The 13,202-nt window shown below is 69.7% G+C and carries 11 protein-coding genes; 5 read left to right on the forward strand and 6 right to left on the reverse strand.

Annotated features, from left to right (window positions below):
* Window positions 1-218 precede the first annotated feature (218 nt).
* Window positions 219-1,889: a sodium:solute symporter family protein gene (locus ACFWEP_RS01210; RefSeq protein WP_387363577.1), complete on the forward strand. Its 1,671-nt coding sequence runs from the start codon at window positions 219-221 to the stop codon at window positions 1,887-1,889.
* 14 nt (window positions 1,890-1,903) lie between these two features.
* The gene (locus tag ACFWEP_RS01215; RefSeq protein WP_387363580.1) at window positions 1,904-2,200 is read left to right on the forward strand and encodes a hypothetical protein; all 297 of its coding nucleotides are present in this window, start codon (window positions 1,904-1,906) and stop codon (window positions 2,198-2,200) included.
* 57 nt (window positions 2,201-2,257) lie between these two features.
* Here ACFWEP_RS01215 and ACFWEP_RS01220 read toward each other — a convergent pair whose 3' ends face one another.
* The 4 genes from ACFWEP_RS01220 to ACFWEP_RS01235 all read right to left on the reverse strand — a co-directional run bounded on the left by ACFWEP_RS01220 (window position 2,258) and on the right by ACFWEP_RS01235 (window position 9,438).
* Window positions 2,258-2,986 carry a response regulator transcription factor gene (locus ACFWEP_RS01220; RefSeq protein WP_387363583.1) on the reverse strand — a complete coding sequence of 243 codons (729 nt, stop codon included), beginning with the start codon at window positions 2,984-2,986 and terminating at the stop codon, window positions 2,258-2,260.
* Between the two features lie 251 nt (window positions 2,987-3,237).
* Window positions 3,238-5,196 (reverse strand): PQQ-binding-like beta-propeller repeat protein, encoded by a 1,959-nt coding sequence (locus ACFWEP_RS01225; RefSeq protein WP_387363586.1) that lies wholly within the window; start codon window positions 5,194-5,196, stop codon window positions 3,238-3,240.
* 70 nt (window positions 5,197-5,266) lie between these two features.
* Complete coding sequence (locus tag ACFWEP_RS01230; RefSeq protein ID WP_387363589.1) at window positions 5,267-7,195, reverse strand: PQQ-binding-like beta-propeller repeat protein; 1,929 nt, start codon at window positions 7,193-7,195, stop codon at window positions 5,267-5,269.
* Window positions 7,196-7,620: 425 nt separating this feature from the next.
* Window positions 7,621-9,438: an ABC-F family ATP-binding cassette domain-containing protein gene (locus ACFWEP_RS01235; RefSeq protein ID WP_387363592.1), complete on the reverse strand. Its 1,818-nt coding sequence runs from the start codon at window positions 9,436-9,438 to the stop codon at window positions 7,621-7,623.
* A gap of 119 nt (window positions 9,439-9,557) precedes the next feature.
* Between ACFWEP_RS01235 and ACFWEP_RS01240 the strand changes: the two genes are divergently transcribed.
* Window positions 9,558-10,223 (forward strand): lipoprotein, encoded by a 666-nt coding sequence (locus ACFWEP_RS01240; RefSeq protein ID WP_387363595.1) that lies wholly within the window; start codon window positions 9,558-9,560, stop codon window positions 10,221-10,223.
* A gap of 26 nt (window positions 10,224-10,249) precedes the next feature.
* Window positions 10,250-10,522 (forward strand): hypothetical protein, encoded by a 273-nt coding sequence (locus ACFWEP_RS01245; RefSeq protein ID WP_387363598.1) that lies wholly within the window; start codon window positions 10,250-10,252, stop codon window positions 10,520-10,522.
* Between the two features lie 140 nt (window positions 10,523-10,662).
* Here ACFWEP_RS01245 and ACFWEP_RS01250 read toward each other — a convergent pair whose 3' ends face one another.
* Together ACFWEP_RS01250 and ACFWEP_RS01255 are read right to left on the reverse strand one after the other, a co-directional pair.
* A complete protein-coding gene (locus ACFWEP_RS01250; protein WP_387363601.1) occupies window positions 10,663-11,205 on the reverse strand; it encodes a GNAT family N-acetyltransferase in 543 nt (180 codons plus the stop codon).
* A complete protein-coding gene (locus tag ACFWEP_RS01255; RefSeq protein WP_387363604.1) occupies window positions 11,190-12,455 on the reverse strand; it encodes an XRE family transcriptional regulator in 1,266 nt (421 codons plus the stop codon). The genes ACFWEP_RS01250 and ACFWEP_RS01255 overlap by 16 nt, the downstream gene beginning before the upstream one ends.
* A 180-nt stretch (window positions 12,456-12,635) precedes the next feature.
* Here ACFWEP_RS01255 and ACFWEP_RS01260 point away from each other — a divergent pair, with 180 nt between their 5' ends.
* Window positions 12,636-13,061 carry an ATP-binding protein gene (locus tag ACFWEP_RS01260; RefSeq protein ID WP_387363607.1) on the forward strand — a complete coding sequence of 142 codons (426 nt, stop codon included), beginning with the start codon at window positions 12,636-12,638 and terminating at the stop codon, window positions 13,059-13,061.
* Window positions 13,062-13,202: the final 141 nt, after the last annotated feature.

The following is a 13,202-nucleotide window of genomic DNA, read 5'->3' on the forward strand; positions in this document are numbered from 1 at the left end:
AATTAACCACAATCAAACAGGAGCGTCAATGACGTAACTCTTTGTAGACAAGTTGTTCCTCTGTGTTTGCTTAAGTGGATACCTGGTTCTTTACATCAGGTCATTTCACCCCCGTGCATCACGATCAAACAAAGAACACCAGTTGCTTTGTTCAGTTATTGAACGCGGGGGCGTAGGTTTCATCAGGTTCAGTTCGCGCAACGAAGCGAGTACCCCCCATGAACTATCTGGCTGAAGGGCTCCGGCTCCCCACGAACGGCCTGGATTACACGATCCTGGCCATCTACTTCGTCGTGGTCCTCGGCATCGGCTTCGCGGCTCGCGCCAGCGTGAAGACCAGCCTCGACTTCTTCCTGTCCGGCCGCTCCCTGCCCGCCTGGGTCACCGGCCTGGCCTTCGTGGCCGCCAACCTCGGTGCCACCGAGATCCTGGGCATGGCGGCGACCGGCGCGCAGTACGGTGTCTCCGTCGTCCACTGGTACTGGATCGGTGCCATCCCCGCCATGGTCTTCCTCGGCCTGGTGATGATGCCGTTCTACTACCGCTCGAAGGTCCGTTCCGTCCCGGAGTTCCTCCTCCAGCGGTTCGACAAGTCGGCCCACGTACTGAGTTCGGCCCTGTTCGCCTTCGCCGCCATCCTGATAGCCGGCGTCAACCTGTACGCGCTCTCGATCGTCGTGGAAGCGCTGCTGGGCTGGGACCGCTGGGTCGCGATCGTCGTCGCCGGTGTGTTCGTCCTCCTCTACATCACCATCGGCGGACTCTCCTCGGCGATCTACAACGAGGTGCTCCAGTTCTTCGTCATCCTCGCCGCGCTCATACCCCTGACCATCCTCGGTCTCAAGCGGGTCGGCGGCTGGGACGGTCTGACCCACTCGCTGGAGAAGAGCCACGGCTCCAGCTTCATGTCCGCCTGGAGCGACACGGGCATCGGTGACAGCAACGCGCTGGGCGCCAACTGGCTGACGATCATCCTCGGCCTCGGCTTCGTCCTCTCCTTCGGCTACTGGACGACCAACTTCGCCGAGGTGCAGCGCGCCCTCTCCGCGAAGAACCTCTCGGCCGCGCAGCGCACCCCGCTCATCGCCGCGTTCCCGAAGATCTTCATCGTCTTCCTGGTGATGATCCCGGGCATGGTCGCCGCCGTCGTCGTCCCGAACATCGGCACCGACCGCTCGGACCTGACGTACAACGACGCCATCCCGCTGCTGATGCGCGAACTGCTCCCGAACGGTGTCCTCGGCATCGCCGTGACCGGCCTGCTGGCCGCCTTCATGGCCGGTATGGCCGCCAACGTCTCCTCGTTCAACACGGTGTTCACCACGGACATCTGGGCGCGGTACGTGAAGAAGGACGAGCCGGACGCGTACTACCTGAAGTTCGGCCGCCTCGTCACCGCCGTCGGCGTACTGGCCTCGATCGGCACCGCGTTCATCGCGTCGAGCTTCACGAACATCATGAGTTACCTGCAGACGCTGTTCTCCTTCTTCAACGTCCCGATGTTCGTGGTCTTCATCATCGGCATGTTCTGGAAGCGGGCGTCGATGAAGTCCGGCGTCTGGGGCCTGGTCGCGGGCACCACCGCGGCGATGGTCAACTACTTCGTCTTCTACAAGCAGGGCATCATCGGCATCCCGACCGACCAGGGCGCGAACTTCGTCTCCGCCATCGTCGGCTTCGTCGCCGGTGCGGTCGTCATGGTCGTCGTCACCCTCTTCACGGCCCCCAAGCCGGAAGCCGAACTGGCCGGACTGGTCTACGGCACCGAGTCCCCCGACGCACCCGAGGTGCCGGAGGAGTCCGACTCCGCGTGGTACCGCAAGCCGGCCCTGCTGGGCTGGGGCGCCATCGTGATCGCCGCCGCCTGCTACATCCCCTACTCGTTCTGATCGGAGGAACCACCATGTCCGAGCTGCACAAGGAAGTCTCCGACCTGGAGAGCAAGTCCGCCACGGCGGCACGCCTCTTCGACATCAGGCGGATCATCGGCGGTCTCTTCGTGGTCTACGGAGTCATCGTCACCATCGCGGGCATCAACCCGTCCGACGCCGACCTCAAGAAGGCCGAGGGCGTCCACATCAACCTCTGGACCGGCCTCGCGATGCTGGTCCTCGGACTGCTGTTCCTGGTCTGGATGTGGCTGCGCCCGACGCAGGCCCCCGTCGAGCCCATCGAGCCGGGCGGCCCCGCCGGTCACTGACCGGTCGGCACCGCGCTTCCCCCCACGGCCCCCGCAGGGGCCGGACCCACCCGCCACTCAGGGTGCGTCCGGCCCCTGCGCCGTGTCGTACCCCGGCTCGCGCGCCGCGCCCATCGCCGTGTGGACGACCGCCCGGTCCAGCAACCCGGTACGGGCCGCGAGCGCGGCGGCTTCCAGCCGGGAACCCACCCCGAGCTTCATCAGGACCCGCTGGACGTGGGTGCGCGCGGTGCTCGGCGCGATCCGCATCCCGGCGGCGATCAGCCGGGTGCCCTCGCCCTCGGCGACGCGTACCAGCACCTCGGCCTCGCGGGGCGTCAGCAGCCGCAGCAGCCGCTGGCCCTCGTCGTCGGGCTTCTCCACCGGGTGCAGCAGCTCCGAGAAGGCCCCCCTGAGCAGGGCGGGCGCCACCGACGCCTCACCCGCCCTGGCCTTCATCATGGCCCGCTCCACACCCTCGATGCGCTCGTCGTGCCGGACGTATCCGGCCGCTCCGGCCGCGAAGGCCGCCGCGATCCCCCGGGGGCTGGGCACCGGGCCCAGCACCACCACCGCCACCTGCGGGCGCTCGCGTCCGATCCGCTGGATCGGATCGAAGGCGCCCGGCGCGGCGGGAGAGGCCGTCCCGAACAGACAGACCTCCGGGGCCCTGGCTATGACCAGGTCGGCGGCGCCCGAAGTCGGCGCCGTGGCCGCGAGCACGCGGTGCCCCCGGAGCTTGAGTGCCGAGGCGAGCGCCTCGGCCAACAGGCGGTGGTCGTCGACCACCATGAGCCGCACGCTCATCGCGCAGATACCCCCAGTACCGCCGTGAACCGCCGTGCGCAGGTGTGCCACGACCGTCGGCCCCCCGGCCTAGACCCGGCAAGCTACACGCTTGTTCGACGCCGTGGCGCCCATACGTGGCAGAAGCCCCCCAGAAGGCCGATTTCTTCTGCTTCGGATGTCACGGGGTTGACGGAAAACGATCGGCCCCGCCGGTCTGCTTCCGGCCGGCGGGGCCTTCGTGCGGCGTCCGGACGACGTCCGGCGGCGAGTCAGCCGGTGGTGAACGCCATGGCGAGAAGCCGGTCGTCGTCGGTCCCGCTGGACTCGCTGAGAATGTTCGGCGACAGGAAGAGCCGCCCCTTCTCGTACAGGAACTCCCCGCGGTCGTAGCCGAAGTACGTCTCCGCGTCCCGGGTCTTCTCGGTGCTGGGGTTCTCCATCAGCACCGTCTCCTCGAGGGTGGCCCCGTCGAGCGAGACGACCTGGCCGCCCTTGTCGTACGGGGGCACCTTGTACGCGATGACGTTGGTGCCGTCCATGCGGAGCGGGATCATGCTGTACCGCTCGCCGGCGTCGGCACGCGTACCGAGCAGCTTGCCGGTGGTGAGGTCGAAGGCCACGATCTCGTTGGTGTCGCCGAACTCGGCGGTGCCCTCGTGGGACTCGGTGGGCACGTACAGGCGGTTGTTGCCGACCGTCATGCCGACGCACCGTTCCACCTCGGTGGAACCGCACTCCCCCGCGTACCGCTCGGCGTCCGCGGAGATCCGGACGATCAGCTTGCCGGTCCCGGAGTCGATGGAGAAGTAGTCGGAGATGCTGGAGCCGTCGCCGGCCGTGTCGCCGATGTCGGCGGCGACGACCAGCGGCTCGGTGGACACGACCCCCGCGTAGTCGACGCCGGGCGGCATCTCGTACGAGGAGAGCGGGGCGCCGGTCTTGGCGTCCAGGGTCTGGACGGAGAGCGTCGGGTCGTCGTACGAACCGCACTTGCGGACGGTGACGAGCGCAGGGCCGCCGGCGTATCCGGTGTCGTAGCAGTCGTCGGTGGAGACCTTCGGAGCCCAGAGCTGGGCTCCGGTGCCGATGTCGAAGGCCGCGCCGCCGTCGGTGCCCCCCGCGGCGACGGTCGTGCCGCTGACCGTCACCTCCTCGAAGCTCACCGGCTCGTCACCGTTGGAGGAGGCGACGACCGACTTCGACCAGATCATCTTGCCGGTGTTCAGGTCGAGCGCGCCGAGCTTGTCGCAGGACGGGTACTTGTCCGCCGAGGTCGGCTTGCCCTCCTGGAAGACGATCGCGGTCTTGAAGTCCTTCGTCATGTGCCGGGAGGCCGCGCAGACCTGCCCCGCCGTCGGGATCGACCAGAGCTTGGTGCCCTTGACCAGGTCGTACCCGGCCACCTCGTAGACGCCGGTCTTCACGTACGCCTTGTCGGTGACCCAGGATCCGTAGACGGTGGTGACGTCGGAGACCTTCGGCTTGGGGATCTGGAAGGCGACGTGCGACTTGGTGGAGGCCGGCACCTTCTCGGTGCCTCCGGCGAGACCACCGCCGCCCTCGCCCTTGTCGCCGCCGCCGCCGTTGCCACCGCTACCGCCGGTGGGGCCCGCGGTGGAGACGTTCGTGCCGCCGCCGTCGCCGGACGCCGAGTAGACGATCCCGGCACCGACGATCAGCACCACGGCCAGAGCCGCCCCGATGATGATCTTCGCCTGGGCGCTGATCTTCTTGCCGCCGCCGGCGCCCTGGGGCGGTTGCGGCTGCGCGTACTGGGGCTGCGTCGGGTAGCCGTATCCCGGCTGCCCGGGGCCTGGCTGGCCGAAGTAGCCGGGCTGGCCGGGCTGCGAGGGGGTCGGCGTGTTCGGGTAGCCGTACCCGGGCTGCCCCTGCGGAAAGCCGTACCCGGGCTGGGTCTGGGCCTGCGGGTGGGGCTGCCCCTGCGGGTACCCGTACGCGGGCCCGGCAGCGGGCTGCTGCGGGGCGTCGGGCTGCTGCGGGGCATCGGGCTGGGGCGCCTGGGGCTGGGGCGGCTGAGGGGCCTGGGGCGGTGCGCCGTACGGACCGGGGGGCTGCTGAGCCGGGGCCTGCGGCGGCGGAGGCGGAGGCGTCCCGTGCGGGGAGGGCGGCGGCGCGCCGAATCCGCCGGGCGGCGGGTCCTGCGGGGCGCCGAACCCGCCCTTCGGGGGCTCGCCGGGCTGCTGGGCGGGTGGGGGCGGCTGGGTCATGTCGTACGTACCTCGGGAAAGGGATGGTCGGGGCGGGGGGAACCGGGGACGTGGCCCGGGAGCGGCGGTATCACTCGCCGAAGGCGATCACCGCGGTCTCGCGATCGTCGCCCTTGCTGCTGGAGTCGCTGAGCCGGCCGGCGACGATGATCGAACGCCCTTCCAGCCAGAGGAACTTGCCGTTGTAGATCATTTGCTCGGTGTTCGTCGTGGACTCAGGATGCTGGAGCAGGACCTTCGGGGCGCCACCGGTCGGCGCGATGGAGGCGATGGCCCCGCCCTTGTCCCAGGACACCTCGAAGTGGACGACGAGGTTGGCACCGTCCATCCGGACCGGCTCCATGACCCGGCCGGCCGGGGAGGCCGAACTCCACTTGGGTTTACCGGTGTCGAGGTCGAAGGCGACCACCTTGTTGGTGCGGTCCGTGGTGCCGGCCGCCTCGGTCGCCATGTAGACGGTGTCGGCGTTCACCACGACACCGGTGCAGTCGTCCAGGGACTTGGCGAAGATGTGCAGCGAACTTCCGCACTTCGGGGCGAACTTGTCCCCGGCCGCACCCTGCAGCTGGGAACGGTTCGAACCGTCGTCCTTCAGCGCGAGGATTCCCCACGACTTCTTCTTTTCCTCGACCAGCGAGACGACGAGCGGGTCGACCGAGTACACCCGGTCGACCTCCCAGCCGCGCTTGAGCTCGTAGGTCCAACGCGGCTTGCCGGTGACCGGGTCGATCTGCTGGATCTGCTGCTGCGGGTTCTCCGGGTCGTCGACGGTGCAGTTGACGGCAGCTATGAGCTTCGAGCCGCCCGCGAAGGCGGTCGGCCGGCACTTGCCGGCGGGCGAACCGAACAGCTCCTTGCCGTCGCTGACCCGGAACGCGTCGGTGCCGCCGGACCGGCCGACCGTGACGGTGTCACCGCTGATCGCGAGACCGACCTCGGAGAGCAGGTCCCAGATGCCGTTCTGCTTGATCGTCTTCTTCCACCCCGTCTTGCCGGTGGTGAGGTCGATCTGCTGGACCAGCACGCAGTCCGCCCCGTCGCCGGTACCGTCCTTCAGCCCGATGACGATCTTGCCGTCGTCCGTGGCGTTCGCGGGCGCGGCACAGATATCGGTGTCGAACTTCAGGGTCCACTTCTCTTCGCCGGTGTCCAGCGAGTACCCCAAGACGTTCCGGTACGCGGCCGTGACCAGAGTGTCGCCGACGGCCCAGGGGCCCTGGACCGTGGCGCCGTCGCGCGGCAGCTTCAGGTCGTTGTCCTTCGCCCAGAGGATCTTCGCTTCGCCGTCCTTGCGGCCCGCGTTCAGGTCGTCGTCGGTGTCGCGGCCCCCGTCGTCCCCGTCGCCCGAAGGCGCGGCGGTGGGGCCGGTGCTGTCCTTCCCGTCCGAACTCCCCTGGGCGACCGGCTTCCCGCCGGGGTCGTCCCCGCTGACGGCGAAGCCCACGCCGACGGCCGCCACGACCACCACCGCGACGGCCGCCGCCACGATCACTCCGGTCCGGCCGCGGAAGAACCCGCGCCCGGAGGAGGGGGAAGGAGCCACGGGCGGCGCGGGGTGACCCGGGTAACCCGGCTGCCCGTACGGGCCGGAGGGCTGCTGCCCGTACGGACCGGGCTGCGGCTGACCGTACGGACCCGGCGCCTGCTGCCCGTACGGGCCCGGCTGGGGCTGACCGTACGGACCGGGGGGCTGCTGGCCGTACGGCCCGGGCTGCGGCTGCCCGTACGGGCCCGGCTGCGGCTGCCCGTACGGGCCGGGGGCCTGCGGGTAGCCGTAGCCAGGGGTTCCGGCGGCCGGGGGCTGCTGGCCGTACGGGCCGGGCGCGGCCGGGTAGCCGTACGCCGGGGCACCCGGTGCCGGGGGCTGCGCGGGAGGCGCGGGCGGGGCCGCCGGGGGCGGGGGCGGCGGCGTCGCCGGTTGCCGGGGCGGCCCGGACGGCGGCTCCTGCGGAGTCCCCGAGCCTCCCTGCGGCGGTTGCTGGCTGGGCGGCTGCGTCATAGCCACGTCCCCCTTCGTGCGGTCCGGTGCCCGTTCCGGCCTCCCCCGCTATCCCGCGGGGACCGGAGACGTCGTGCGACGTACCTCCGGAACTCCCCGGAATGGAGCGGAACGGGCATGGCTACCGCGGCGTCGCGACAGTCTGGCGGGGCTTCTTTGTACCACCCGCACCACCACGCGCACCGGTTCGGTCCACCCCCTGTGCCCAAGGGAGAACCGGGCCGTGATGCCGCCGTTACGCACCCCTGGAAACCAGGGCCCCCGCCCCCTCCCGACACACCGTCAACCGTGAGCGCGGGAAGCCGAGTTACCCGGCAAAAGCACCCCGACCACCGTAATCAACCGCTTTGCCCGAATGACCCCGTACGGAAACGGGCGGACCCCGGACCCGGCATGCAACCGGGTCCGGGGTCCGCCCGTAGCGCCTACGCCTCCTCGGCCAGCTCCAACCAGCGCATCTCCAACTCGTCACGCTCGGTGACCAGTTCGCGGAGCTCGGCATCGAGCTTGGCGACCTTGCCGAAGTCGGTGGCGTTCTCCGCGATCTGGGCGTGCAGCTTGGTCTCCCGGTCCGAGAGCTTGCCGAGCTGACGCTCGACCTTCTGCAACTCCTTCTTCGCGGCGCGCGATTCCTGCGCCGAGAGAGCGTTGACCGGCGCGGCCGACTCCTTGGCCGCGGCGGGGGCGGCGGACGGGGTGGCCGTCTCCTCCATCCGCTGCCGGCGCTCGATGTACTCGTCGATGCCCCGCGGCAGCATCCGCAGCGCCCGGTCTCCGAGCAGCGCCATCACCTTGTCGGTGGTGCGCTCGATGAAGAACCGGTCGTGGGAGATCACGATCATGGAGCCCGGCCAGCCGTCGAGGAGGTCCTCCAGCTGCGTGAGGGTCTCGATGTCCAGGTCGTTGGTGGGCTCGTCGAGGAAGAGGACGTTCGGCTCGTCCATCAGCAGGCGCAGGATCTGGAGCCGTCGCCGCTCACCACCGGAGAGGTCGCCCACCGGCGTCCACTGCTTCTCCTTGGTGAAGCCGAACTGCTCGCACAGCTGCCCCGCCGTCATCTCACGGCCCTTGCCGAGGTCCACCCGGTCCCGGACCTGCTGCACGGCCTCCAGCACCCGGAGGGTGGGCTTGAGCTCGTGCACCTCCTGGGAGAGGTAGGCGAGCCGGACCGTCTTGCCGACGATGATCTTCCCGCCGGCCGGCTGGACGTCGCCCTGGCTGCGGCACGCCTCGGCGAGCGCGCGCAGCAGCGAGGTCTTGCCCGCGCCGTTCACGCCGACGAGACCGACGCGGTCCCCGGGGCCGAGCTGCCAGGTGAGGTGCTCCAGCAGCGTCTTGGGACCTGCCTGGACGGTCACGTCCTCCAGGTCGAAGACGGTCTTGCCGAGGCGCGCGTTGGCGAACTTCATCAGCTCACTGGTGTCGCGCGGCGGCGGCACGTCGGCGATCAGCTCGTTGGCCGCCTCGATGCGGTAGCGCGGCTTGGAGGTACGCGCGGGGGCGCCGCGCCGCAGCCAGGCCAGCTCCTTGCGCATGAGGTTCTGCCGCTTGGACTCCTCGGTCGCGGCGATCCGCTCACGCTCGGCGCGGGCGAAGACGTAGTCGCTGTAACCGCCCTCGTACTCGTGGACGGTGCCGCGCTGCACGTCCCACATGCGGGTGCAGACCTGGTCGAGGAACCACCGGTCGTGGGTCACGCAGACGAGCGCGGAGCGGCGGGCCCGCAGGTGTCCGGCGAGCCAGGAGATGCCCTCGACGTCGAGGTGGTTGGTGGGCTCGTCGAGGACGATCAGGTCCTGGTCCGCGATGAGCAGCTTGGCGAGCGCGATGCGCCGGCGCTCACCACCGGAGAGCGGGGCGATGACGGTGTCCAGGCCGTGCTCGAAGCCCGGCAGCGCGAGACCGCCGAAGAGCCCGGTCAGCACGTCACGGATCTTGGCGCTGCCCGCCCACTCGTGATCGGCGAGGTCACCGATGACCTCGTGCCGGATCGTCGCCTTCGGGTCCAGGGAGTCGTGCTGGGTGAGGACGCCCGCACGCAGCCCGCCGAGGTGGGTGACGCGTCCGGAGTCCGCCTCCTCCAGCCGGGCGAGCATCCGGATGAGGGTCGTCTTGCCGTCGCCGTTGCGGCCGACGACACCGATCCGGTCTCCCTCCGAGACGCCGAGAGACACACCGTCGAGCAGCGCACGGGTGCCGTACACCTTGCTGACCTGCTCGACATTGACCAGATTGACGGCCATTTCACTCCTGCCCAGGGGATGGATCGACTTCCCAGGGTAGTCGCCGCGCGGATGCGGTAGCGTGCGGCGATCTTCCGGGGCGGCTCCCCGGACCGGAGCGTCTCAGGGGTGGGAACGTCATGGCAGGCACGGCGGCACGGCGCGGGGTCCCGGTGGTACTGGCGGCGGTGGCGGTCTGCGCCCTGTCCGGCTGCGGTACGGAGCACACGGAAGACGGCGGCAAGGCCGCGGCGGTCTCCGCCTCCCCCACCTCGTCCGGGACGGACACCGAGCCCTCCGCGGAACCCGCCGCCAAGGGCGCCAGCATCGGCGCCGCCGGGTCCGCCTGCGAGCTGCCGGTCACCTTCGACCTGGCCGCCGAGTGGACGCCCGAGGCCGTCGACGTGACCGCCGTCCCCGAACTCGCCGCCCTGGCCGAGCAGGGTCCGATGACCATGGTCTGCGAGATCGACGCGAAGCCCGCCGGGAACATCGGCTATCTGCGGGTCTGGCAGGGCGAGAAGTCCTCCGCGTCCCCGCGCGAGCAGCTCACGGCCTTCGTGACGGCCGAGGGGGACGCCACCGACGTCACCTACACGGACATCGAGGCCGGCACGGTCGCCGGGGTCGAGGCCGCCTACACGGTGACCGTCGAGGCCCTGGACGAGACGAAGAAGGAACACGCCTTCCTCGTCCCCACCGCGAAGGGCCCGGTCGTCGTCCACCTCGGCGGCCTGGACACCGAGGAACACGAGCAGATGCTCCCCGCGTACGAGCTGGCGAAGTCGAGCCTGCGGACCGGCTGATCCTGTCCATCACCCCAGGAAGGGCAGTGACCCCCATGCACGTCGTACAGGCCCTGGCCGAATCCCCTCCGACACCCGTCGGCGCGAAAGTCCTTCTCACCTTCGTGGGTCTGGTCTTCACGGGAGTCGGGCTCTTCGTCCTCCTCCGCACCGACACGATCATCGAGCTCTACAGTCGGCAAGCGGCCGGCCGGAACCCGAGGACCGTGCCTCCCGGGATGCTCAAAGCGCTGGGAACCATCCAGTTCGTGGCGGGCGTCGTCTGCGCGACACTCGGCGTCATCACGCTCTTCCGCTGAGACCGTCCGCCGGACGGAGGCTCCGCCCGGCACGATGGCTGCCCGCAGGCGGGCGGGCGCACGGAATCCGCGGTGGGCAGCCCTCTCGGGCCACGGTCTGCCCGGTACCGGCCGGGGCCCGTCCCCTTCCGCGCTCCCCGTCAGGCCGGGAGCGGCAGTTCGGCCAGCATCACGGCGTAGACCGGAGAGTCCGCGAACGGGCGGCGTTGACCCACCTTCCGGAAGCCCCAGGATTCGTAGAGGGCCTGTACGCGCGGGTGCTCGACGTCGACCAGGAGGACCGCGAGGTCCTCGTCACGACGGTCGAGAAGCGCGCGGGACAGCAGTTCCGCCACCCCCTTCTTGCGCCACTTCGTACCGACCGCCAGCTCGGAGTACGCGAACGTCCTGCTCTTCCCGGGTGCCGGCTGGACGTGCTCCCGCCACCATTCCCGTCCGTCCAGCGCCGGAGCCCCGTACGCGAAGCCCACCGCCTCCTCACCGTCGTACGCGATCACGCAGGTGAAGTGGGGATTACCGCCCCAGTGGTCGACGAACCAGGGGAACTTCTGGTTGAACTCGTCGTCGCGTGCGTCTCCTTGCGCCTCGGCGTGCACGTCGATGAGCGTCTGCCTGATGCTGGGCAGGTCGGGGTGGCAGAAGTGCCGGAGTTCCGGTTCAGCGACGGTCACAGTCGGCTCCATTCGGATCGGTAGCGATCCGCCCACTCTCTTGCGACGCTCGCGTCCGGCGCAAGCGTGATCAAGTCCCGGTGGTAGTCACCGAGCAGCGACCTCAGCCGCCCGGGGATGGGATGGCCCGACATCAGGGCGAAGGCCGTGGCGGCCGTGGCGCATGCCTGGTCGATGTCCCGCTGATGCAGCTGCGCGAGTGCGAGCCTAGTGGTGGCCAGTGCGCGATTTCTGCGGAATTGCCGGGGGATTCCGGCCAGCGCACGATGGGAAGCCGCCTCGGCGGCTGCCGGATCACCGAGCCGGTCACGGACGATGGCGGTGATGGCGGCGAGTTCGGAGGGCCCGTAGAAGTCCATCCAGCTCGGCCGAGGAAGCCCGGGTTCCGACCTCCGTAAGGCTTCTTCGGCGCATCCCAGGGAGCGCAGGGCTGCCTGGCGGTCGCCGAGGGTCGAATGCCCCAGCGCAGTCCTCGCATGAGCCAGCGAAGCGAAGAGCGGGTCCCGCTTGGTCATGGCCGTGGCCTGCGCCGCCAGTCCCGAATCCACCGCCTCCCTGTATTCCCGGCGTTGGTGGGCCAGCATGGCGTAGGAGTTCCAGACCCTGATCTCCGCCATGGGGTCCTGTCCCATGCCCGCGAGGTACAACGCGCGACCCAGAAGGTGCTGAGCCGCATCGGTTCGACGGGCGTCCAGAGCACTCCAAGCGGCGGTTGCGGTGTAGTCGGCGGCCACCGAGAAGAGCCGGCGCCGGATCCGCTGAGTAGCTCCGCGTTTCTGTTTCTCCAGCGCCTCACGCGCTCCCGCCAACGCGGTCAGTTTCAAGCTCTCGTGGCCTCCCCGGTGGTCGTCCAAGGCCATCAGCGCATCCAGGCCGGAGCGGAGCCGCAGGACGTCGGAAGCACCGACCCGGCAAGCGGACCCCACGTGGGGGACGGCAACGGCTGCGGCTGCACCGCTGGTGGCGGCGAGGAAGTCTCTGCGCCTCACAGGCGGCTCCGGTTCGTCGTCGGAAGACAGTCGTGGGAGCGGCGGGCGGAACCCCAACGCTTCGGCAGTGGTGGCGAATACGGCCTCCAACGCCTCCCGCTGGCGGCTGTGTGGCCAACTCGTCTTCGCGCTGAGCCAGTTGCGGATGGTCCGGTCGCTGACCGTACCCTCACAGCCGCTGTGCAGGAGTCGGGCGTTCACGGCGTCGGCCAAGCCGGCCTGCGTGAGTCCGTACTCACCCATGAAGCCTTTGAGGCGCTCGTTCCCTTTCACACACCCACGGTAGTGACCGTCTCCCTTTCGGTGAGCGGGGAACAGCGAAGTTTCCGGTCGCCGCAACCATGTCCGGCCCGATATTTCCTTCTGCCGACAGGGCAACCGCCCTTGACTGGGTAGGGCCGCCGGAGCCCGGCGGCCCTACCGCAAGCAGTTCACGCACCCACCGAGGTCCTGATGACTGTGATCACCACGCCGCGCCCGACCGGGCATCCCGGGTACTCCGTGACGCTCCCCCGTGAACCACGGAGCGCACCCACCGCACGCGGACTCGTCCGTACTGCGCTGACCGCGTGGGGGGTGGGGCCGGAATCGATCGACGACGGGACGCTGATCCTCTCCGAGCTGGTGTCCAACGCGGTACAGCACGCCCGGCTCACCTCGATGCGCGTCCTCGTCACGCGCCCCACCCTCACGACCGTCGTGCTGGGGGTGGTGGATCGCTCGACGAGCATCCCGCTCCTGCGAACGGACTCCAACGGCGATCAGGTTCAGGGCCGCGGCCTTCTCCTGGTGGACGCGTTGTCGGACCGCTGGGGCACTGAGCTGTACCGCTGGGGCAAGCAGGTCTGGAGTGAGCTCGGCACGGAGGCCGACTCATGAAGGACGGAAAGCCGTGGGTGGGCGACAGGGTGCGCGACGAAGTCACCGGCAGAGAGGGCATCGTGACGGACGTTCGGGGTAACACCCGCTACATCCTGCGGCCCCTGTGGGGAGCGACCGGCATGTGGACCGCCCGCAACC

The organism is Streptomyces sp. NPDC060198 (assembly GCF_042728415.1).
Taxonomy (GTDB): Bacteria; Actinomycetota; Actinomycetes; order Streptomycetales; family Streptomycetaceae; genus Streptomyces.

Coding starts and splice junctions, on each gene's coding strand:
- ACFWEP_RS01210 (WP_387363577.1), top strand. CDS start 219: ATGAACTATCTGGCTGAAGGGCTCCGGCTCCCCACGAACGGCCTGGAT.
- ACFWEP_RS01215 (WP_387363580.1), top strand. CDS start 1,904: ATGTCCGAGCTGCACAAGGAAGTCTCCGACCTGGAGAGCAAGTCCGCC.
- ACFWEP_RS01220 (WP_387363583.1), bottom strand. CDS start 2,986: ATGAGCGTGCGGCTCATGGTGGTCGACGACCACCGCCTGTTGGCCGAG.
- ACFWEP_RS01225 (WP_387363586.1), bottom strand. CDS start 5,196: ATGACCCAGCCGCCCCCACCCGCCCAGCAGCCCGGCGAGCCCCCGAAG.
- ACFWEP_RS01230 (WP_387363589.1), bottom strand. CDS start 7,195: ATGACGCAGCCGCCCAGCCAGCAACCGCCGCAGGGAGGCTCGGGGACT.
- ACFWEP_RS01235 (WP_387363592.1), bottom strand. CDS start 9,438: ATGGCCGTCAATCTGGTCAATGTCGAGCAGGTCAGCAAGGTGTACGGC.
- ACFWEP_RS01240 (WP_387363595.1), top strand. CDS start 9,558: ATGGCAGGCACGGCGGCACGGCGCGGGGTCCCGGTGGTACTGGCGGCG.
- ACFWEP_RS01250 (WP_387363601.1), bottom strand. CDS start 11,205: ATGGAGCCGACTGTGACCGTCGCTGAACCGGAACTCCGGCACTTCTGC.
- ACFWEP_RS01260 (WP_387363607.1), top strand. CDS start 12,636: ATGACTGTGATCACCACGCCGCGCCCGACCGGGCATCCCGGGTACTCC.